At 59.4% G+C, this 21,783-nt stretch carries 20 protein-coding genes; 5 read left to right on the top strand and 15 right to left on the bottom strand.

Annotation, left to right across the window (positions count from 1 at the left end; all coding sequences use genetic code 11):
- Positions 1–2: 2 nt before the first annotated feature.
- From rsxD to metG, 5 genes are all read right to left on the bottom strand, one after another.
- Positions 3–1,070, bottom strand: coding sequence for an electron transport complex subunit RsxD (rsxD, locus tag AC13EY_RS02850; RefSeq protein ID WP_228244979.1), 1,068 nt, complete (start codon positions 1,068–1,070; stop codon positions 3–5).
- Complete coding sequence (gene rsxC / locus AC13EY_RS02845) at positions 1,070–3,439, bottom strand: electron transport complex subunit RsxC (protein ID WP_228244978.1); 2,370 nt, start codon at positions 3,437–3,439, stop codon at positions 1,070–1,072. Before rsxC ends, rsxD begins: the two co-directional genes overlap by 1 nt.
- A complete protein-coding gene (rsxB, locus tag AC13EY_RS02840) occupies positions 3,439–4,020 on the bottom strand; it encodes an electron transport complex subunit RsxB (protein ID WP_088274285.1) in 582 nt (193 codons plus the stop codon). Before rsxB ends, rsxC begins: the two co-directional genes overlap by 1 nt.
- A gap of 2 nt (positions 4,021–4,022) precedes the next feature.
- Complete coding sequence (rsxA, locus tag AC13EY_RS02835) at positions 4,023–4,607, bottom strand: electron transport complex subunit RsxA (RefSeq protein ID WP_088274347.1); 585 nt, start codon at positions 4,605–4,607, stop codon at positions 4,023–4,025.
- A gap of 103 nt (positions 4,608–4,710) precedes the next feature.
- On the bottom strand, positions 4,711–6,750 hold the full coding sequence (metG, locus tag AC13EY_RS02830) for a methionine--tRNA ligase (RefSeq protein ID WP_228245061.1): 2,040 nt from the start codon (positions 6,748–6,750) through the stop codon (positions 4,711–4,713).
- Positions 6,751–6,947: 197 nt separating this feature from the next.
- On the opposite strand from metG, the gene AC13EY_RS02825 reads away from it, so the two are divergent.
- The 3 genes from AC13EY_RS02825 to AC13EY_RS02815 all read left to right on the top strand — a co-directional run bounded on the left by AC13EY_RS02825 (position 6,948) and on the right by AC13EY_RS02815 (position 10,473).
- Positions 6,948–8,486 (top strand): MFS transporter, encoded by a 1,539-nt coding sequence (locus tag AC13EY_RS02825; protein WP_482876711.1) that lies wholly within the window; start codon positions 6,948–6,950, stop codon positions 8,484–8,486.
- A gap of 201 nt (positions 8,487–8,687) precedes the next feature.
- Entirely contained in the window at positions 8,688–9,206 is a 519-nt protein-coding gene (locus tag AC13EY_RS02820; protein ID WP_088274283.1) for an Hcp family type VI secretion system effector, read from the top strand.
- 127 nt (positions 9,207–9,333) lie between these two features.
- Complete coding sequence (locus AC13EY_RS02815; RefSeq protein ID WP_228244976.1) at positions 9,334–10,473, top strand: glutathione S-transferase family protein; 1,140 nt, start codon at positions 9,334–9,336, stop codon at positions 10,471–10,473.
- Here the strand turns inward: AC13EY_RS02815 and AC13EY_RS02810 are convergent.
- Positions 10,470–11,258: a substrate-binding periplasmic protein gene (locus AC13EY_RS02810; protein WP_228244975.1), complete on the bottom strand. Its 789-nt coding sequence runs from the start codon at positions 11,256–11,258 to the stop codon at positions 10,470–10,472. The genes AC13EY_RS02815 and AC13EY_RS02810 overlap by 4 nt on opposite strands.
- A 151-nt stretch (positions 11,259–11,409) precedes the next feature.
- The gene (locus AC13EY_RS02805) at positions 11,410–12,027 is read right to left on the bottom strand and encodes a phosphoribosyltransferase (protein WP_228244974.1); all 618 of its coding nucleotides are present in this window, start codon (positions 12,025–12,027) and stop codon (positions 11,410–11,412) included.
- A 62-nt stretch (positions 12,028–12,089) separates the two neighbouring features.
- Here AC13EY_RS02805 and AC13EY_RS02800 point away from each other — a divergent pair, with 62 nt between their 5' ends.
- Positions 12,090–12,659, top strand: a complete 570-nt coding sequence (locus AC13EY_RS02800) for a phosphoribosyltransferase (RefSeq protein ID WP_228244973.1) — start codon at positions 12,090–12,092, stop codon at positions 12,657–12,659.
- Positions 12,660–13,041: 382 nt separating this feature from the next.
- Positions 13,042–14,256 (top strand): methyl-accepting chemotaxis protein, encoded by a 1,215-nt coding sequence (locus AC13EY_RS02795; RefSeq protein ID WP_323133546.1) that lies wholly within the window; start codon positions 13,042–13,044, stop codon positions 14,254–14,256.
- 163 nt (positions 14,257–14,419) lie between these two features.
- Here AC13EY_RS02795 and AC13EY_RS02790 read toward each other — a convergent pair whose 3' ends face one another.
- The 8 genes from AC13EY_RS02790 to AC13EY_RS02755 form a co-directional block, all read right to left on the bottom strand.
- On the bottom strand, positions 14,420–15,805 hold the full coding sequence (locus tag AC13EY_RS02790; RefSeq protein WP_228245060.1) for a methyl-accepting chemotaxis protein: 1,386 nt from the start codon (positions 15,803–15,805) through the stop codon (positions 14,420–14,422).
- Positions 15,757–15,966 (bottom strand): hypothetical protein, encoded by a 210-nt coding sequence (locus AC13EY_RS02785; protein WP_228244972.1) that lies wholly within the window; start codon positions 15,964–15,966, stop codon positions 15,757–15,759. Before AC13EY_RS02785 ends, AC13EY_RS02790 begins: the two co-directional genes overlap by 49 nt.
- Before the next feature lie 428 nt (positions 15,967–16,394).
- On the bottom strand, positions 16,395–16,655 hold the full coding sequence (locus tag AC13EY_RS02780) for a YebG family protein (RefSeq protein ID WP_088274276.1): 261 nt from the start codon (positions 16,653–16,655) through the stop codon (positions 16,395–16,397).
- A gap of 236 nt (positions 16,656–16,891) precedes the next feature.
- The gene (locus AC13EY_RS02775) at positions 16,892–17,200 is read right to left on the bottom strand and encodes a hypothetical protein (RefSeq protein ID WP_088274275.1); all 309 of its coding nucleotides are present in this window, start codon (positions 17,198–17,200) and stop codon (positions 16,892–16,894) included.
- Between the two features lie 60 nt (positions 17,201–17,260).
- Complete coding sequence (locus AC13EY_RS02770) at positions 17,261–17,611, bottom strand: DMT family protein (RefSeq protein WP_088274274.1); 351 nt, start codon at positions 17,609–17,611, stop codon at positions 17,261–17,263.
- 156 nt (positions 17,612–17,767) lie between these two features.
- Positions 17,768–19,435: a cation:proton antiporter gene (locus AC13EY_RS02765; protein WP_228244971.1), complete on the bottom strand. Its 1,668-nt coding sequence runs from the start codon at positions 19,433–19,435 to the stop codon at positions 17,768–17,770.
- A 267-nt stretch (positions 19,436–19,702) separates the two neighbouring features.
- The gene (locus AC13EY_RS02760; protein WP_482890394.1) at positions 19,703–20,449 is read right to left on the bottom strand and encodes a ferredoxin reductase family protein; all 747 of its coding nucleotides are present in this window, start codon (positions 20,447–20,449) and stop codon (positions 19,703–19,705) included.
- 169 nt (positions 20,450–20,618) lie between these two features.
- Positions 20,619–21,554, bottom strand: a complete 936-nt coding sequence (locus tag AC13EY_RS02755) for a recombinase family protein (RefSeq protein ID WP_003089068.1) — start codon at positions 21,552–21,554, stop codon at positions 20,619–20,621.
- Between the last annotated feature and the right edge of the window lie 229 nt (positions 21,555–21,783).

The raw sequence follows: 21,783 nt of genomic DNA, 5'->3' as shown, positions 1-21,783 counted from the left end.
GCTCAGTCCGTCTTGCCCATACCGCGTTTGGCCTTGCTGTGGCCATAGGTGCGCGGCGTGCTGTAGTAGTCAATGGTCGGTGCAGTCAGATTCATCAGCAACACCGCAAACGCCACCGCGTCGGGGTAGCCGCCCCAGGCGCGAATCACGTAGACCAGAATACCCACGCCGGCACCGAAGATCAGGCGACCTTGCTTGCTGGTGGCACCGGACACCGGATCGGTGATGATGAAGAAAGCGCCGAGCATGGTGGCACCGCTGAACAGATGGAACAGCGGCGAGCCGTTTGAATCCGATCCGCTGCCATTCCAGAACAGCAGGCTCATCACCGCCAGTGCCGCCAGCATGCCAACCGGGGCATGCCAGCTGTAAACGCGCTTGTAGAGCAGTACCAGCCCACCGAGCAGGTAGGCAAGGTTGACCCACTCCCAGCCGTAACCGGCAAACTGGCCGAACGCCGGGCTGGTGGCCTGCAACTCGGTCATGGTTAGACTGTTGTTGGTCTTGACCACGTCCAGCGCGGTAGCCAGCGTCCAGCCGTCGATCTCGCTGCTGACCGGCAGGAAGATTCTGCTCAGGCCGTCCAGTAGACCAAGGGTGGCGTGAACGTCGGGCACTACTGCTTCAATGCCGCGCCAGGCTGGCCAGCTGGTCATCTCTACCGGGAAGGAAATCAGCACTACTACGTAGCCCAGCATCGCCGGGTTGAACGGGTTCTGACCCAGGCCGCCATAGAGCTGCTTGCCAAAAACGATCGCGAAGCTGACCGCAATCAGGGTCAGCCACCAGGGGGCGTAGGGCGGCAGCGCCAAGGCCAGAAGCCAGGCGGTTACCAGCGCACTGCCGTCACGCAGGTAAAATCCGATCGGTCGCTTGCGAATCGCCAGGATGAGTGCTTCGACCAGCAGGGCGATTGCACTGGCGTAGAGCATGTTGATCAGGGTGCCGAAACCGTAGAACCAGGTCAGCACCAGGATGCCGGGCAACGTCGCACCCAGTACCCAGAGCATGATGGTCTGGGTGTGGTTGTTGCCCTTGGCGTGTGGCGAAGTCATGCGAACCAGCGCCATCAGTTGGTCTCCTTGCTGGCCATATAGTCGGCGAAGGCCTTGGCGGCGATGTCGAGCGCTGCCCGGCGGGTGGCCAGTTCCTGTTCAGCGGCTGCTGTATCAGCCCCCGCTTCGGTCGCGTCTTTGAGCTCACGTTCGGCGCGCTTGAAGTCGGCCTTGATGGTGGCCAGATTGGTTTTCAGCTCACGCAGTTGCTCATCAACGGGCTTCTTGTCGACACGCTGGCGTTCTGGAGGCGGAATGGGGCTGCTGTTTTCCGCTTCATGCAGTGCTTTCTCAGCCGCACTGAGCGCCTGCTGCCGGGTTGCGAGCTGCGCTTGCAGGTCAGCATCCTCCGGCGACTCTGCGAGCGCGCGTTCGGTCTTCCTGGTGGCAGCGCGGGCCATGGCCAGATCGAGCTTGGCTTGCTTGAGCTTCTCATCGACCGGCTTTTTTGCCGCCGCAGTCGTCGGTACGCGTGCTTCGGCTGCCTCTGCCTGCTCGCGCAATTTGGCAATTTCGGCTTGCTGTTCGTCGCTGGGGCTGTCGCCAGCCGCACGTTCGGCCTTTTTGAGCGCGGCGCGCAGCATGGCGGCTTCGATCTTCAGTTTCTTGGCGTCGTCTTCACCGGCTGCCTGTGGCGCAGGCGCGGCTGGCTGGCTGCTGACTTCACCCTGAGCTTTGTCGAAGGCCTCCTGCGCCTCGCGCGCAGCCTGTTCCAGCTGCGGGATCTGCGCCTGCAGGTCTGCATTATCCGGGTTGGCGGTCAGCTGCTTCTGGGCCTTTTTCAGCGCCATCTGGGCGGTTGCCGCAGCGATCTTCAGCTGCTTCTGCTCCGGCGTCAGGCCGCCGGCCTTCGGCGCAGGCGCGTCGGCAGCAGGTACTGCGGCGTCGGAATCGGCCTGTTTGGCCGCTTCTGCTTCTTTGGCGGCCTTGAGGCGGGCGGCTTTTTCGGCACGGGCGATACGGTCGCGTTCCTTCTGCTCGGCCTCGCGCTGCAGGCGTTCCTGGCGGTGCTCGAAGCGCTGCCGTGAGTGGTCGGCCTTGTGCTGCTGAAGGTCGAGTGCGCGAATCTCTGACTTGGCCGCGCGGTAGTACTGCACCAGCGGAATACTGCTGGGGCAGACGTATGAGCAGGCGCCGCATTCGATACAGTCAAACAGGTTCTGGCGCTTGAGCTGGTCGTAGTCCTTGCCCAGGGCAAAGAAGTGCAGCTGTTGCGGCAGCAGGCTGGCCGGACAGGCTTCAGCACACAAGCCACAGCGGATGCACGGCTGGGCGGGTGGCGGTGGCGGCAGTTCAGCCTTGCTGCCGGCCAGTAGGCAGTTGGTGGTCTTGACGATGGGCGCGTCCATGCTCTGCAGGGTAAAGCCCATCATCGGCCCGCCCATGACCAGTCGATAGAGTTTTTCGGGCTGCAGGCCGGCAAAGGTCAGCAGGTCACGTATCGGCGTACCGATCAGCACTTCAACATTGGTCGGGTGGCTCAGGGCATCGCCGGTCAGAGTGGTGATGCGCTTGATCAGTGGCTGGCCCAGAACTACCGCGTCGTGGATCGCCAGCAAGGTGCCGACGTTCTGGCAGACCATGCCGAGATCGGCTGGCAGGCCGCCACTGGGTACTTCCTTGCCGGTCAGGATCTGGATCAGCTGCTTTTCACCGCCGGACGGGTACTTGGTGGGAAAGACCACGACCTGCATGGGGCGCTCGCCAACGGCGGCGCGCATGGCTTCGATCGCTTCGGGCTTGTTGTCCTCGATGCCGATCAGAACCTGCTCCGGGCGCAGGATGTGCATCAGCACTTCGATGCCGCTGACGATCTGCTCGGCGCGGTAACGCATGGCGCTGTCGTCAGCGGTGATGTAGGGCTCGCACTCGGTGCCGTTGATAATCAGCGTGTGGATCTTCTGCTCGGGGCGTGCCTTGAGCTTTACGGCAGTCGGGAACCCGGCGCCGCCCAGGCCGCTGATACCGGCCGCGCGGATGATGTCGAGCAGCGCAGCGGGCTCAAGTGCACGGAAGTCGCTGATCGGATCCAGTTCACACCAGCGGTCTTCACCATCAGCCTCAATGCGGATGGCCCATTCTTCCAGGCCGGAGGCATGCGGATAGGCTGCAGGGCCAATGGCGGTGACGGTGCCGGATGTCGGCGCGTGCAGCGGACAACTGACAAAGCCGCTTGCCTCCGCGATCAGTTGGCCCTTGAGTACCTTGTCGCCCACGGCGACGCAGGGCTCGGCGCGGGCACCAATGTGCTGCTGCAGCGGCACGATCAGCTCGCGCGGCAGCGGCGGGGTTTCGATGCCATGGCCGAGCGATTGCAGCTTGTTTTCTTGCGGGTGAATGCCGCCGGGGATGTCCCAGATTCGAATAGGGCTGGCTGCGGTCATCAGGCGGCCCCTCGGTTGGCGTCGGTAGCAATCAGGGCTGAACTGGGCAGCGGAAAATCCCACTTCCAGTTCTGCGGTGTGGTCGGCAGGGGCAGCATGTCGATACAGTCAACCGGGCAGGGTTCTACACAAAGGTCGCAGCCGGTGCACTCGTCAACAATCACGGTGTGCATCTGTTTGGCAGCGCCAAGAATGGCATCGACCGGGCAGGCCTGAATGCACTTGGTGCAGCCGATGCATTCGGCCTCGCGGATATAGGCAACCATGCGCGGCTTTTCTTCGCCGTGCTCGGCGTCCAGCGGCAGCGCCTCGACATCAAGCAGGTCAGCCAGCGCCTGAATGGTGGATTCGCCGCCGGGCGGGCACTTGTTGATCGGCTCGCCGTTGGCAATGCCTTCGGCGTAGGGGCGGCAACCCGGGTGGCCGCATTGGCCGCATTGGGTTTGTGGCAGCAGGTTGTTGATCTGGTCAACGATGGGGTCGCCGTCAACCTTGAAGCGAACGGCGGCAAAGCCGAGCACGGCACCGAAAATCAGCGCCAGCCCCAGCAGGACGACAATGGCAGTAATGATCATCGACATGCTTACAACCTTATCAAGCCGGTGAAGCCCATGAATGCCAGCGACATCAGGCCCGCGGTGATCATGCCGATGGCGGCACCGCGGAACGGCGTCGGGACGTCGGCAATGGCGATGCGCTCACGCAAACCGGCGAACAGGATCAGGATCAGCGAGAAGCCGATAGCCGCGCCCAGGCCGTAGGTAGCGGATTTCATGAAGGTCTGTTCGGCGCGGTTGGTGTTCAGGAGGGCGACGCCCAGTACCGCGCAGTTGGTGGTAATCAGCGGCAGAAAGATTCCCAGCACCCGGTACAGCAGCGGGCTGGTCTTGTGGACCACCATTTCGGTGAACTGCACGACTACCGCGATCACCAGAATAAACGAAATGGTACGCAGAAACTGCAGATCCAGCGGCACCAGAATGTACTGGAAGGTCAGATAACTGAGGATCGAGGCCAGCGTGAGCACGAAGGTGGTCGCGGCGGACATGCCGATCGCGGTTTCCAGCTTCCCGGAAACACCCATGAACGGACACAGCCCGAGGAACTGCACCAGAACGAAGTTATTGACCAGTATGGTACTGACCAGAATAAGGGCAAATTCAGCCATGTAACCCAACCCCATGTGTGGTCCGGCGTGGTGCAGCTCTTCTGGCTGCTCGGCCGGTCCCGGCTAATCGGGCGGCACAGCCGCCCGGCGATTGCTCTACCGCTTACTTGACCCGCTGGCCCGGCTTGGCGCCTTGATCCGGGCTGAGCAGGAAGATCTCTTCACCGCCCGGTCCTGCTGCCAGCACCATGCCCTCGGAAACACCGAACTTCATCTTGCGCGGTGCCAGGTTGGCAACGTACAGGGTCAGACGGCCTTCGAGCTTGCTCGGGTCCGGGTAGGCGCTCTTGATGCCGGAGAACACATTGCGCTTGGCATCACCGATATCGAGGCTCAGACGAAGCAGTTTGTCGGCACCTTCAACGAACTCGCACTTCTCGATCAACGCCACGCGCAGGTCGACGGCGGCAAAGGCGTCGAAGTTGATTTCCTCGGCCAGCGGCTCCTTGACCAGCTCGCCGTTACCCGCCGGGGCTGTGCTCTCGGCTGCGGCCAGATCTTCCTTGGAGGCATCGATCATGGCGTCGATCTTCGCCGGCTCGATACGGGCCAGCAGCGGCTTGAACGCGTTCAGCTGATGGTTGGTCAGCAGCGCCTTGTGATCGTCCCAGCGCAGTGGCGCAACATTGAGGAATGCCTCTGCGTCGGCCGCCAGCGTCGGCAACACCGGCTTGAGGAAGATCACCAGCTGGCGGAACAGGTTGATGCCAAGGGCACAGATGGCCTGGACCTCGTCTTGTTTGCCTTCCTGCTTGTTCAATGCCCACGGTGCCTTGTCGGCAATCCAGGCGTTAGCCTTGTCGGCCAGCGCCATGATTTCGCGCATGGCGCGGGAGAAGTCACGCTTCTCGTAGGCGTCGGCGATGCTCGGTGCCGCGTCGACAAAGGCGCTGCTCAGCTCGGGTGCCGGGTTGGCCTCGACCATGACGCCGCCGTTGCCCTTGTGGATGAAGCCGGCGCAGCGGCTGGCGATGTTGACTACCTTGCCGACCAGGTCCGAGTTGACCTTCTGCACGAAGTCTTCCAGGTTCAGGTCGAGGTCTTCCACGCCACGGCCGAGTTTCGCCGCGTAGTAGTAGCGCAGATACTCGGGGTTCAGATGATCCAGATAGGTGCGCGCCTTGATAAAGGTGCCGCGCGACTTGGACATCTTCTGGCCGTTGACCGTCAGGTAGCCGTGTACGTTGACCGCAGTCGGCTTGCGGAAGCCTGCACCTTCCAGCATCGCCGGCCAGAACAGGGTGTGGAAGTTGACGATATCCTTGCCGATGAAGTGGTACAGCTCGGCGCTGGAGTCCGCATTCCAGAAACCATCGAAGCTCAGCTCGGGGCGGCGGCTGCAGAGGTTCTTGAAGCTGGCCATGTAACCGATTGGTGCGTCCAGCCAGACGTAGAAGTACTTGCCGGGCTCGCCTGGAATCTCGAAGCCGAAGTAGGGCGCGTCACGGCTGATGTCCCATTCCTGCAGGCCGCTGTCGAGCCATTCGGCGATCTTGTTGGCGACCGCGTCCTGCAGGGCACCGCTGCGGGTCCACTGCTTGAGCATGTCGGTGAAGTCCTGCAGGCGGAAGAAGAAATGCTTGGAATCCTTCAGTACCGGGGTAGCGCCGGAAATGGCCGAGCGCGGGTCTTTAAGTTCGGTCGGCTCGTAGGTGGCACCGCATTTTTCGCAGTTGTCGCCATACTGATCCTCGGCCGCACACTTGGGACAGGTGCCCTTGATGAACCGGTCAGCCAGGAACATGCCCTTTTCCGGATCGTAGTACTGGGTCACCGAGCGGGTGCTGATGTGGCCAGCCTCTTTCAGTCGGGTGTAAATCAGTTCGGACAGCTCCCGGTTCTCCTCCGAGTGGGTGGAGTAGAAGTTGTCGAAGTTGACCAGAAAGTCCGCGAAGTCGGCCGAGTGCTCGGCGTGGACGTTGGCGATCAGCTGTTCGGAGGTGATGCCTTCCTTCTCGGCGCGCAGCATGATGGCGGAGCCGTGCGCGTCGTCAGCACAGACGTACACGGCCTGGTGACCGCGCAGCTTCTGGAAGCGAACCCAAATGTCGGTCTGAATGTACTCCAGCATGTGCCCAAGGTGGATTGAACCATTGGCATAGGGCAGGGCGCTGGTAACGAGGATCTGACGAGTCGCGGCGATATCGGACATGGGCGTTTGGGATACTTTGCGGTTGAACGTGAAAGGGCTGGGATGATAGCAGAAGGGGCGCAGTGAAGGGAGTCTTGGCACGAACCCGGGAGCGCCTGCGCAGTCAGCTGCGGCGTAATTTGCCTTTGCAACTGTATCTTGCCGAGACGATTGGCACCGGCGTATAAGGGCGCCTGCAAGGAGGCAACATGCCAAATACACCCGTTTCACCTTCTCCCGAGTATCCACATGCTGGCCGCCGCGAATGGCTGGGCCTTGCGGTACTTGTGCTTCCCACGTTGCTGCTGGCTCTGGATATGACCGTGCTGCATCTGGCGGCTCCCCACCTGAGCGCCGATCTGGAGCCGTCCAGTTCCGAGCTGCTATGGATCCTCGATATTTACGGTTTCATGGTGGCAGGTTTCCTGATCACCATGGGAACACTGGGTGACCGGATCGGCCGGCGTCGCCTGTTGCTCATTGGCGCCACGGCGTTCGGACTGGCCTCCCAGGCTGCAGCCTTTGCCCATAGTTCAATGATGCTGATTGCCACCCGTGCGCTGCTCGGTGTTGCCGGGGCGACGCTGATGCCATCAACCCTTGCCCTCATTCGCAACATGTTTCACGTCGAGCACGAACGCACCCTGGCGATAACCATCTGGATGACCGGCTTTATTGTCGGCAGTGCTATCGGCCCGCTGGTTGGCGGCGTCATGCTGGCGTTCTTCTGGTGGGGCTCGGTGTTTCTGCTGGCTGTACCGGTAATGGTGCTGTTGCTGCTGGTCGGTCCCTGGCTGTTGCCGGAGTTTCGTGACGAGCAGGCCGGGCGTCTGGATCTGACCAGCGCGTTGCTGTGCATCTGTGCGGTGTTGTTGTTGATCTTTGGCATCAAGGACAGCGCCCGTGATGGACTCAATCTGCTGGCCAGCAGCGCTCTGCTGGCCGGTTTGCTGGTTGGCACCCTGTTTGTTCGCCGGCAGCGTCGGCTTGCCGAGCCGATGTTCGACCTCGCGCTGTTTCGTCAACCCGCGTTCAGTGTGTCCGTCGCGGCAATGATGCTGTGCATTCTGGCGTTGTCAGGGGCCTGGCTGCTGATTTTCCAGTATCTGCAGGGGGCACTGGGCATGACGCCGCTGCAGGCAGGGCTGGTCATGCTGCCGTCGGCGCTGTTGCAGACCGCAGCATCCCTGCTGGTGCCGCGCATGGCCCGCTGGCTTGCTCCGCGGGTGCTGATCAGTGGTGGCTTGCTGGTTGCTGTTGCCGGGTTTGTTGCGTTGCTGCTGATCGGCCGTTATCCAGGGCCGGGACTGGTGGTGCTGGCCACGGTGTTGCTGGGCATCGGCATCATGCCGATGATGATTCTGGGGACCGATCTGGTGATCGGCTCGGCACCACCGGAGAAAACCGGCGCGGCTGCAGCAACCTCCGAAACCGCAACCGAGATGGGCATGGCGCTGGGTATCGCGGTGATCGGCAGCATTGGTGCGGCCGTATATCGTTATCGCATGCTGGAGTTGATGCCGCCTGGATTGAGGGACCACCAGCTTGAAGTCGCCAGCGATACGGTTGGCGGCGCGCTCGGGCTGGCTTCCCATTTGCCGGACGCGCTGGCCGCGGCGGTCATGTCTGCCGTGCAGGTCAGCTTCACCCAGGCACTGCAGACCAACGCATTGATAGGCGCCGTGGTAATGCTGGGCGCCGCCTGGTTGACGGGGCGTTATCTCGCGGCAGTAAGGCCCGGTCACTGAGCCTGTTGCGCAGGTAGCTGCGCAGCAGGCCGGTGGAAATTGCCCAATTTCAGGATTGGAGCGCGGCCCTGATTCGAGAACCGTTGTGAGGTTTGCTTCATAAGGTAATGATATAAATCGATTTAAATTACCTGGCGTGGCTTTTGTAGGTGTTCCTGAACCCGGCATCTCCGGGATCACTGACACACGCAAGGAGCACAGATGCCAACCCCAGCCTATCTCACCATTGAAGGCACCAAGCAGGGCCTGATCACCGCTGGCACGTTCACTGAAGATTCGGTCGGTAACATTTTTCAGGAAGGGCACGAAGATCAGGTGCTGGTGCAGGGCTTCAATCATCAGGTCATTATTCCGCGCGACCCGCAGTCGGGTCAGCCGACGGGGCAACGGGTGCACAAACCGCTGATGATTACCAAGGTGTTCGACAAGTCCTCACCGCTGATTTTCAGCGCCCTGACCTCGGGTGAACGGCTGTCTCGCTGCCGTCTAGAGTGGTATCGCACCTCGGCTACCGGCACCCAGGAGCACTATTTCACCATCGAACTGCAGGATGCAATCATCGTGGATGTGCAGTCGCACATGCCTAACTGCCAGGATCCGAGCAAAGCCCACTTCACTCACCTTGAGGATGTTTATTTCACCTATCGCAAGATTGTCTGGACCCATGAGGTGTCCGGTACGTCGGGGTCGGACGACTGGCGTAGCCCTCTCGCTGCGTGAATCCAGGCTGCCGCCTCTTCTGAAACGGGGAGGCGGTATTGGCGAGACAAACTCCCATCTTGTCTGCCTTCTGTGACGCTGGCAGTATCCGTTGCAGGAAGAACGAACAATAAACCCGGGAGCCCCAATGAAATCTGCCTCAGCCTATCGCCTGTATGGTGCCTCGCATTCGCTGTATACCGGCAAGGCCCGTTGTTATCTGCGTAACCAGGGGCTGCCCTATATCGAGGTGCCAACCTGGCATCCCGACTTCGCAAACCGCATCCTGCCGCAAATAGGCAGAGGCATTATCCCGGTGCTGGAAACGCCTGATGGCGCGGTGATTCAGGACACCATTGATATCATCGATCATCTGGAGGCGCAGGGCGTGCCATGGCCGGCCTACCCGCAAACACCGCTGCAGCGCATTGTTGCGATTATCATCGAGTACTACGGTGGTCAGGCGATGCTCAAGCATGCGATGCACTATCGCTGGTCCTATCGGGCAGAGCAGGAGGCATTCCTGCGTTGTGCCTTTACGCTTGGTTCCGGGCCGAAAATGGCCGAGCAGATCATGGGGCGGATGAACTCATACCTGCCGAGACTGGGCGTCAACGCCAAAAGCATTCCTTTGATTGAAGCGTCGTTTCTGCAGTTGCTTGATCACCTGGAGCAGCACTTTGCCGAATGGCCGTATCTGCTGGGCACACAACCGTCGATCGCCGATTACGGCCTGATCGGGCCTATGTTTGCGCACCTTGGCCGTGATCCGGTGCCTCTGGCCATCATGCAGCAGCGCGCTCCCAGAGTTCACCGCTGGGTCGAACGCATGACGGCGCCGGGGCTCGATGTCGTCGAGTATGCGCAAGCCGAACCGGGGTTTCCCGCCGGTGATGCATTGCCTCCCACTCTGATCCCGGTGCTTGAACATATTGCCGAGGACATCTTCCCTGAGCTGACCGACAAACTGGCATACCTTGACGCCTGGGTTGCCGAACTGAAACCGGCCAGTGGCACGCCGGTGACGGAGAAGCCGCAGATTCGGCAAGTCGGCATGGTGCAAACCTGCTTTCGCGGGGCGCCGATAGAGGTCGGTGTAGAGCCATATCTGCTGTATGTACTGCAACGCGCGTCCGATACCTTGCGGGCACTGCCCTTAGCCGAACGCGGCGCTGTTCAGGCGCAGCTGGCGGAGCTGGGGCTGGCAGATGCGGTGAGTTTTGGTCGCACTTGGAGGGTAGGGCGGCGGCGTAATATCGAGGTTTGGGAAGTGCCAGCGACAGTCTAGTGTGCTGTCGCCAGCCGATTGCGCACGCCGCGCAGTCGGCGCGGCTCGGGGTTTGCTTCGCGCCATTCCAGATAGGCGCTATCCAGCGCCTCGGCGATTTCCTCAGCCTGCGGATTGCGCTTTGAAATCACGTATACCAGTGGCCATTCATCCAGTTGATCACAGCGCGCACCATGCAGTGGATAGTCAGCCAGTGCTTCCTGCATCGGGTGGCCATAGCTGATCAGGTATTGAGCGCGGCCGCGCAGCAGAATTTCCATCGCTGCGGTGTGGTCCGGAGCAACAATCGGGTGGTAATGGTTTTCAGAGATCACCCGGTTGAGCTGCTCGCGATAGGTGTAGCCGCGAATCAGCACCAGATCGTGGTTGGCAAGGTCCTGGTAGTGGCTGATCCGCGGCGTGCCCTGCAGTGCGAATGCGCAGAGTTTTACTCGCACCCCCAGAGAGCTGGATTCAACAGTGAAGTCCTGCAGGGCAGGCACCTGCGGTGAGCCGGGCCATAAGTCAATGTCGCCAGTGTCCAGGCTGCGGTAGATCCGATTGATCGGATAGGACTTCCAATTCACCCGATACCCGCTTGCCGCGGCCAACTCGTTGGTCAGCTCAATGATTGACCCCCGAGCATGCCCCTGTTCGTCGGTGTAGGCAATCGGCGGGAATTGGATGTAACCCGCTGTCAGTACCGGCAAGTCCTGGTCATTAGCAATGGCAGAGGTCGTAGGAGCGAGCAGCAGACTGGCGACAGCAATACGCATCCACAGACCGGGCGTTTTATGCATGTTCATTTTTATTGTCTTTTGTTGTCACAAACGCGCAGGTGTTGATGAAAGGTAACCAGTGAGGGCGCCACAGTCCAGTGATTAGCCCGAATGGGTTAGACGGCAGGCAGGGGGACATTGATAGCCCGGCAGTGTGAGCGCACCACCGGGCGTGCAGTCAGACAAGCGGCTTTACCGAGTCGAGGATAGAACTGAGGTACGGCTTGTTGGCGTCGATTTCAGCGCGACTCAGGCCGTTCATCTCGTAGGGGAACACCAGCCAGTCTTCGGTGGTGTGCAGGCAGAAGTCAGGTTGCAAGTCTGTTTTTGCGGCGCCGGCACGCTTATAAAGCGTTGCAATGCGGGTGTCGATTGGCATGTTGCGCTTGAGCTGGCCTTTCAGCTTGCCGATTACGGCTTGAACGCTGTGCCCTGTACCAAATGCATCATCAACGATCAGCAGGCGGTCTTCCCTGTTCAGGTTGTCGAGCAGATAGTGGGTGCCGTGTACGCGGATTTCCGCTTCCGGTGCGGCGACCATCGCGTCGTAATGGTCCATGCCGCGGTAGGAGGTGCGCAGCGCAATGTGGTCGGTTTTTACCCCGAGCGTCTGCAGGCATTCCTGTACGTAGATGCCGACGGTGCTGCCACCGCGCCAGAGGCCAACGATGAAGTTGGGGCGAAAGCCGCTCTCAAATACCTGGACGCCCAGGCGAAAGGCGTCTTCGATGAGCTGGTTTTCATCAAGGAAACGGCGATTGCGCGGCCTTTGTTGCGTGGAATTGGATTGGTTCATGGCTTGCAAGGCGGCTCCCTCTGGTGTGATCATGTCGCGATTCTGGAGAAGCTTACGGTCTTATGGCTGAGAAACAATACCTTAGTGCACAAAGTCTGCTCGAAGACGCGTTCAGTCTGGCCGCGCAGATCCTCAATTCCGGCTTTCGTCCGACCTTCATGATAGCGGTCTGGCGAGGTGGCGTGCCTATGGGTATCGCTGTCCAGGAGTTCCTCGACTATCACGGCGTTCATACCGACAACATCGCGATTCGCACATCCTCCTATCATGGCATTGATCAGCAGAGCAAAGAGATCCGGGTTCACGGCCTCAACTACCTGGTCAAGCATGTGACCCACGAGGACTCTTTGCTGATCGTTGATGACGTGTTTGATACCGGGCGCTCGCTCGAAGCGATAATCAACGAGCTGCGTAACAAGGCACGTTTGAACGCGCCCAATGATATCCGTGTTGCTGTTCCGTACTACAAACCCAGCCGCAATGAGCTGGACTGGGAGCCGCATTACTATCTGCACAGCACTGACGCCTGGCTCAAGTACCCGCACTCGCTGGAAGGCTTGAGTGCTGAAGAGATCAAGACTAACCGTCCTGCCCTGTACGAAATTCTCCAGCCGCATCTGTCCTCGCTCTGAGGAGCCTGTAACCAGCCGTCGCCGGCCCCATGGCGGCGCGGCTGATACATAGCCCATAACATCTTCTTATTGCCTGTCTCCGGGTGCCGCGATACCCTGTGGCACGGTTTTGCCTGACCTTTTGCTCTGGCTTGTATACATTGCGTATAACTTTTGATAGCTTTTTTGTGTAGTTGCACTAGCACTCCCTGCCAAGACGCTCACCTAAAAATGCATCATAGTGCTTTGTAATTGTTAATTTTTCGCAAATTAATCGATTCCTGTCTATTTCTCATCCGCAGAGCCTTCTTGCATGTTTAACAGAAATCTTAAATATTTGTACAAGAATCAGAGCCGCGATCTGGCAGAGCAAAAAGCGCAAATCAGCGCATTGAAAACCCACATGGCTTGCCTTGAATGTACGCCGGATGGCCAGATTATTGATGCAAATACGGCAATGCTGACGTTACTGGGCTACTCCCGCGAACGTTTGATTGGTCAGTCACACGACCATTTGTGCGACGCCAAGGAGCGGTCTGACGGCGCGAGGCATGTGTTCTGGACTGCTCTGGCACAGGGCAGGTCCTGCGCCGGGACCTACCGTCGACTGGGTGCCCGAGGCCAGCCCCTCTGGCTCGAAGCCACCTATGTTCCGGTGCCGGATGCGAGCGGCACAATCAGCAAGGTCGTTATGCTGGCAAGTGATGTGACGGCCGAACACGCAGCCCGACTGGAGCAGAAGGCGTTATTGACTGCGCTGGACAAGTCACTGGCGGTGATCGAATTTTCCCCAAATGGCGAGATCATCACCGCCAACCGCAACTTCCTGTCGGCAGTGGGTTATTCGCTGCAACAGATCATTGGAAAGCACCACCGGATGTTCTGCAAGGAGGCGTTTATTCGTCAGCATCCGGAGTTCTGGGCGGAACTGGGGCGTGGCGAGTTCAAGTCGGGTCAGTTTGACCGGCTGGACAGTCAGGGCCGGACTATCTGGCTGGAAGCGACCTACAACCCCATTGTGGATGACCAGGGTAATGTCCTGAAGGTGGTCAAGTTTGCCACCGATATCACCGACAGGATCGAGCAGGCTCAGGCCGTACGTCAGGCAGCAGAGGTTGCGAACAGTACCTCCGAGGAAACAGCCGCCATCGCGCAGCAGGGGATGGCATCGCTGCAGGCGGCTGTTGATACCTCGGCACGCATCGCCGCTCAGATGGCAGACGCCAGCGAGTTGATTGCGCACCTCAATGCGCAGTCCAAAAATATCGAAGAGATCGTGGCAACCATTTCGGCCATTGCCGACCAGACCAATCTCCTTGCGCTGAATGCCGCAATCGAGGCAGCTCGCGCTGGTGAGCAGGGGCGTGGTTTTGCGGTTGTGGCTGATGAAGTGCGTCAGCTGGCTGCGCGTACGAGCAAGTCCACTGCGGAAATTGCCGAGGTTGTTCAGCGTAATCGTGATTTGACTCGCAAGGTAACCGACACGATCGGCTCGGCAAGTATGACCGCAGAGGAAGGAAACGGGCGCATACAACAGGTCAGCTCAATCATGCAGGAAATCCGTCAGGGTGCCGAAAACGTCTGTCATACGACATCGGGCTTGTTAAACGCCCGTTAATAGCCATCCCGACAGGCCTGGCGCCGCAGTAGCAAGGTTGCTGATAAAGGCGCGAACGCACAGCTCTATCCGTGTCCGGTCTTGAAGTGACCGATAAGGCGTTCCAGTTGCTGCGCCGAGTCAGTCATCTTTCGGGTGTTGAGCGCGGTGTCCTGCAGCTCGCTCAGCACCTTGTCGCCCAAGTTACTGAGCTGTGGCTCAGGCTTGCTGAGATCTCGGTACTGGTCCTTGATTGCTGTTCGGCAGCAGCAGCCACCTGGCTGGTCATATCGGTGATGGTATCGACCGATACAGCAATGGATTTCAGCGCAGAACGCGAGTTCTCGACCTGTTGTTGCATGTTTTCGGACTGCCGGTGACTGCTCTGCATCGAGCTGACGGCTTTGGCGGTGACGGCCTGCAATGAGTCGATGATGCTGCGAATCTCGTCGGTTGATGCCTGTGTTCTGCTGGCGAGCGTGCGCACCTCGTCTGCTACCACGGCAAAGCCCCGTCCCTGTTCACCAGCGCGTGCCGCCTCGATTGCCGCGTTCAGGGCCAGCAAGTTGGTTTGTTCTGCAACGGAGCGTATCACTTCAAGCACCGAGTCAATGGTATTCGATTGCGCGCTCAATTCATCCACGGCCGCACCGGCCTGGGCGAGATCGCCGGCAAGCATGCGCATGCTCTGCGAGGTGGTATCTGCCGTGCGTTGACTGTCCGCGGCGTGGCCGCTGGCTTGTCTGGCAGCCTCTGCGGAGTCAGACATGCGCTGAGCGACCTCGTCGGAGGTGGCGCTCATTTCCTCAACCGCCGATGCAATGGTGTCAAGTTCGCTGTTCTGCTGGTTATAAGAGGCCTCCGCCTTGCCCATTGCAAGGCCAACTTCATTGGCGATACGACGGTTGTTTGCTACCACCTCACGGAATTCGTCTATGACCTGCGCCAGCTTATCGGTAAAGGCATTGAACCCTGCCGCCAGTTCGCTGATTTCATCAAAGCCGCTGGCGTCCAGGCGGCGTGACAAGTCTCCGTCGCCGGTTGCAATGTCGTTCATTGCCGCCACTGCCTGGGCGAGTGGGCGGTTGACACTCAGGGCGATCAGGAGATTGACACCCACCAGCAACATCAGACCCAGCGCTGCAACCATAAGTTTGGGCAGCATATCGGCCCAGAAGGTCTCACTGATATCGTCAAGATAGATACCCGACGCAAGGATCCAGCCCCAGGGTTCAAAGCCGGCGACGTAGGAGATTTTCGGTACTGGATCAGTAACGCCGGGTTTGGGCCACATATAGTCGACAAAGCCGGCTGATTGCGTGTTCACCACCGCAACCATTTCCCGAAACAGGTATTTTCCATCGGGGTCCTGGATGTCGGCGATGCTGTTACCTACCAGCTGCGTGCTGAAGGGATGCATGATCATCCGCAGGTCATCGGAATGTATCCAGAAATACTCATTGTCGTCGTAACGCATCCCTTGCAGAACGGCGGCGGCCTGCTGCTGCGCCTGTTGTTCGGTCAGCTCGCCGCCCAGTTGCCGTTGATGGAAATACTGGAGGACGCCCAGCCCGGACTCAACAAGGTGTTGGTTTTTATTGCCCGACCATCAAGCAGCGTCTTGTGGTAGTCAACTGCGAAGACCGTCACCAGCCCGAGCACTATGATCAACACCAGCAAGGTCACAGTAACCAGGCGTTGAAGTATGGAGAAACGGCGAAGCAGGTTCATAGCCAAAGCCCCCGGCGAGATGCGATTGGCACAACGGTGACGTTCAGGTGTGGCTTAACGATATTGCTTTCGTTTCTGTCAGCGTAGCAGTTGCCGGAGGAAACAGGGCAACGGAGTGGTGGGAAGGGCTAAAGCACTGGAAGGTGTGGTTGCCCGGTGTCAGCGCAGGTTGGGAAAGGAGCAGCAAAGGGCTGGCCAGCGACATCGGCCGTGCCTGCGCGGTTAATTGCTTTTCTCAATAAATCAAATAGATCTAATTCGTTATTGGTATCGTGCGATATGACTCATGATGCCTCCCATGTTCGAAACAGCAAGCAAAGGAGCTACACCATGAGCATGATCAAACGCATCATCAGCCGTCGTGATTCAGTCCGTCCTGTTCAGGTTGCGCAAGCGCATCCAAACTTCTGGATGTACCAGTAACGGCATCAGGCCGCGCCGGACGCATCCAGTTCGGCGAGGGCCTCGGGGTTACTCTTGAAAGCCTTGGCGAAGACCTCGCGGTTGCGCGCCATGTAGATACTGATTTCTTCAGCCAGCTGCTCTCCCAGTTGCGGAACGGCACGCTGCAGTACCTCGCCCAGATTTTCGGCCAGCTCCAGCATCTTGTCATGACGGTCGGCTTGGGCTTTATCCATGAACAGTTGCTCCGGGTCTCTGCTGCTGCGATAAACAATTTCAACGGCCATGCGCACCTCTGGCTTGTCGGCGAGTGGAGTGACCGGCGTGGCCGGTTTTGCTGCTCATTCTACTGTATGTGCATACAGTGTAAAGACCCATATATCTCCCATTAACAAACGCGCCTGTAGCCCGAGCGAGCCAGCTTGCACAAAGCGCTGCTCTGAGCACGCGATGGTGTTGGCAACACGTGAAGGTCCGGCGCTTCAGTAACTCCGGATAATGGCAGTCAGGCGGTCAGGACAGATCAGTCTGCCCGAAGATACCGGTTTTTCCGGGCATTGATGACGATCAGGCATACCCAGTAGCCGGTGCTTACCAGAGCCGGCAGGTATAGCCAGGCTGGATCGTCTATCGGGATCAGGCCCATGGCGGCCAGGGCTATGGCAATCAGGGCAACAAGGTGCAGCGGTCCAGGTACGAACAGACTGCTGTTGAGAATGCGCTCTTCCAGCTTTGTCAGGTTGTCACAATTGTTGGCAATACCGGCAGCGGCGAAAAACAGTACCAGACTACCGAACAGCATCATCAGATTGACCAACAGCGGGATCAGCACGTGCGCTCCTTGCAGACGGGGGAATGTACCTGTGCAGCATGACCCGAATTGCCTCGGCAGTTAAGCCAGTTTGTCCCGAAACATGAAGTAGACCGCAGCCAGCAGGCATAGACCTGCCCACAGGTAATCGAGTTTCAGCGGTTCCTTCAGATACATGACCGAGAAGGGGACGAACACCGAGAGGGTGATGACTTCCTGAATAATCTTCAACTGACCGACCGACAGGGCGGTATAACCGATGCGATTGGCGGGCACCTGCAGCAGGTACTCGAACAGGGCAATACCCCAACTGATCAGGGCAGCGATGATCCAGGGCTTGTTATTGAGTTCCTTGAGGTGGGCATACCAGGCGAATGTCATGAAAATATTGCTGCACACCAGCAGCGAAATGGAGATCAGCACAGGATGCATGACCGGCGCTCCGACAAATAGGGATAGGCGGGCGCAGGCAGCGCCGAGTTGAATGCCGGGCATATTCGCGCCTGGCAGGCGCCTTGGCAAGTCTGCGTCAACGTATCGGCTGTTGCTGCCGCAGGTTACACCATGCCATCGGCCGTGGCAGGTATCTCACTGCGGTATGGCGGCCGGTGCGGAATCTCGCGCTGCCGTCCGTGCCAGCAATTGGTCTGCCGCTTCTTTGGCCGCATCGGCGTAGGGGATCAGCAACAGATCCACGCCAGCCTTTGCCAACACCTTGCTGTCGTGTCTAGCGGAACTGGCTATGGCCACCTGGCCACGATAGTTGCTCTGTTTCAGGCCATGCAACAGCATCAGGTTGACGCTGCGTTCACGGACAGTGCTCACAACCCAACTGGTGCTGCCCAGCGGCAGGGTGGCGATAAACTCCGGATCTTCAGCGTCGCCGTAACGCACCTGATAACCGTCACGCACATGCTGCTGAACCGCTGCTGGGTCAAAATCCACAGCGAGCAGCCTGCAGCCGCGGCGCCGAAGGTTATCAGCCAGCGCGGCACCGTAGCGCCCAAGACCAATCAAAAGCACGTCGACAGTATCCTGCCCATCGGGCAAACCATCGCGCTCGCGGTAAGGAACCTTTCGTTCAAAAATTGATAACCAGGGCGCCAAACGCTCATATATCGCGTGGGAGTACAGAATCATATAAGTGGAGACGCTGATGGTAATCAAGCCGACCAGCGTTATCAGCCCGACAGTTTCCTGTTGCAAATGCCCAAGGCTGTAGCCAAGCGCCGCGAGAATCAATGAAAATTCACTGATCTGGGCGACTGTCAGCCCGGCAAGAAAGCCGGTCCGCTTGCGATACCCCATTGCGCCCATGATGATCATGACGATTATCGGGTTGCCAATCAGCACGAACAGCGAAAACACCACTGATGCGCCGATCTGCCCGCCGAGCATGCCGAGGTCCAGTGCAGCGCCCAGTTCAATGAAGAAGAACAGCAGCAAAAAATCCCTCAAGCTGACCAGTCTCGCCGCTATCTGTTCGCGAAATGCAGTAGAGGCGATCGATACACCGGCGAGGAAGGCGCCCACCTCTTTGCTGAACCCCAGCACGTCGCCTGCCACCGCGCCCAGCACCGCCCAGGCGATGGCAAACAGCATCAACAGTTCGGACGAGTGGGCCAGGCGTTGCAGCAGCGCGGGCAGCACATAGCGCATCAGCAAGGCGACCACGGCCAGCATTGCCATCCCCTTGAGCATAACCTGCAGCGCTTCCCAGCCAAGGCTTACCTGACTATCGGCCTTGCCGAATGCGGTAAGACCGATCATGACAAGCACCACCACGATATCCTGGACAATCAGAAAGCCGACCGCGATGCGGCCGTGCAAGGCATCAATCTCGCGCTTGTCGGAGAGCAACTTGACGATAATGATGGTGCTGGAAAAAGTCAGCGCTACCGCAACATAGATAGCCGCCACGTGCGACAGACCGAGCAGCAGGGCAAGCAGGTACCCTACAACAGAGGTAAAGACAACCTGACCGAGACCAGAAGCGAGTGCTACCGGCCCGACTGTTCGAATGATATGCAGGTCCAGTTTCAGGCCGACCACAAACAGCAGCAGGGCGATGCCGAGGCGGGCGAACAGCTCGATCTCGCTGCTCTGGGCAACCAGTTCCAGCCCGGAAGGGCCGACCAGAATGCCAACCGCAATGAAGGCGACGATCAGCGGTTGGCGCAGCAGTTGCGCCAGGGCGCCGCCGAGAACAGACAACCCCAGCAGAATGCCGATCTGTACGAAAATATTCCCGTCCATGCCTTGCTCCCTGACTCCCTGACGCGGGCTGCCGACGCTGCTTTAAACAGCGTGCAGGCTAACCGGTCCGACGATGCTGTTGCCGATCAATATACTCGGCGCCGCGCCGGCAATGACTGATCGGGAGCAGTTTTACCGGGGCAGGGCGGAGCACGTCGCGGGGAATTTGCAACAGCACATTTCCGGTAGTGCCACCTGAACACTCAATTCGGGCGGGAAGCGAGACAGTCGCCACGCTGAATGCATCTGTGAGAGCACTCGGTAGGGCTAGCGCATTTCGAACAGCTCCTGGTGAAACCGTGCGCCAGGCAAGCCCTGACTGACAAAGTCGCGGCGCAGCGTTTGACCGAACTCCGTCGGGCCACAGAACCAGAAGCTGGCCTGGCGCCATTCGGGAACCAGGGTCCTGATCTGCTCCGCCGTAAGGTGTCCATCGCGGGAGGACAGGCGCAGATGCAGGCGAACACCGGCCGCAGCGGCATCCGCAGTGAGTTTGTCGAGTGCCATTTGGTCAACCTCGCGGGTCACATGAAAGAAATCGACGTTATGCTCGCCGCCCTGCTGCGCGAGGGAGTGCATACGTGCGATGAAAGGCGTGACGCCAATACCCGCGCCGATCCACACCTGTCGCGGCGCCGGATCGGAAAAGTCGAAACAGCCGTAAGGCCCTTCAACGCTCACCCGCATGCCAACCTTGAGCCAGGTCTTTAGCTGCGAGGTCCAGTCGCCAAGCGCCTTTACCACGAAGGTGACTGTTGGCCTTGACGGGTTCCAGGCCGAGGCAATGGTATAAGGATGGGCGCCTTCACCGCTCTTGGACGTAACAAAGGCAAACTGCCCCGGAGCATGTCCGTGCCATCCTTCGCGCAGCGCGATCCTGGCTTCGATAACGTCCAGGCCCGGATAATGGGTCAGCTCCTCAATCTGCCCCACGACACGGTTACCCCTGCCCACGCGTCCGGTTATCACCATAATGGCCGAGACGCTGCCGGCGATCAGCAGTATGAGTGTCAACCAGCCAACCGGTTGGCTCCAGTAACTGAATTTCACGAGTATCAGGCTGTGCCAGGCCAGCGCCAGATAGCCAACCGCCAGCCAGTTATGGGTCTTCTTGAACCATCGGTAAGGGAACGTCTTGATGAGGGGGTTTGGGGAGCAATGGAACCAAAAACCAACGTAAGCCCTACCACCTGCGCTCGGTGCCTTCTTCCCAGGCATCCGCCTCGATGAAGCAGTTGCGCATGTCGGCTTCCTGGCTGATCTCGGTCAGCAGGTCGTGCACGGTCTTGTCCAGCTCGTCGTCGCTTCGATACGAAATGGCCAACTCGTAGTGGCCCGACTCCAGCCGTTTCATGCCGTAGGGTTCCAGGCAGTAGCGCTCGATGTTCTCCTTGGCCCGTTTCCGGCCGCGCACGAACTTGCTGTTATTCACCACCGCCAGGCGCAGGGTGACGGTGGCCACCCGCTCGACAGCGGGCGGCTCTGCCGGCGATGACGACGAGGCCGTGATCTGCTGATCGCGTGACCGGGCGCTCTTCTGGTATGCGCCGATCTCGACACCCCGGTGGCGCAGGTAGCTGTACAGTGTGCTCTTGGAGATGTGTAGCTTCTCGCCGATGGCGCTGACGCTCAGGCGACCCTCGCGGTACAGCGTTTGCGCCGCCATGGCGGTGGCCTCGGCCTTGGCGGGCAGACCCTTGGGACGGCCACCGATCCGGCCCCGCGACCGTGCGGCCGACAGGCCCGCCTGAGTCCGCTCGCGGATCAGCTCGCGCTCGAACTCGGCCAGCGAGGCGAACAGGTTGAACACCAGGCGGCCTTGGGCATGGGTGGTGTCGATGGGGTCATTCAGGCTCTGCAAGCCGACCTTACGCTCTGCCAGCTCGCCGACCAGCTCGACCAGGTGCTTGAGCGAGCGCCCGAGGCGATCCAGTTTCCAGATCACCACGGCATCACCCGGACGCACGTTGGCCAGCAGTTTGTCCAGTTCCGGACGGGCGCTTTTCGCGCCGCTGGCGATGTCTTGGTAGATGCGTTCGCACCCGGCCTGTTTCAGGGCATCGACTTGTAGGTCGGCTTTCTGATCCCGAGTGCTCACTCGCGCATAACCGATCTTCATCAAAAGTACCGTTTACTCGACTACGTTAGTAATAGTTGAACTTTGATAAAGCGTACCAGTTATTTGAACCGTAGCGTGGGGAGCTTAAGGAAGGTCTGAATAACCGCTGATTTAGGCCAGGCTGACCTCCAGTCAGCCAAAAACGTAAATTACAGCCACTTCACTTCCGTTCTTTGTGTGTTTTTTGCCTGTTTCCCGCCATATCGGCGGGAAACAGGCGTACCAACCC

The sequence above is a fragment of the Halopseudomonas sp. L-58 genome (assembly GCF_056859475.1).
The sequence above is the reverse complement of the archived record's forward strand: the minus strand, read 5'-3'. Positions and strand labels throughout refer to the sequence as shown.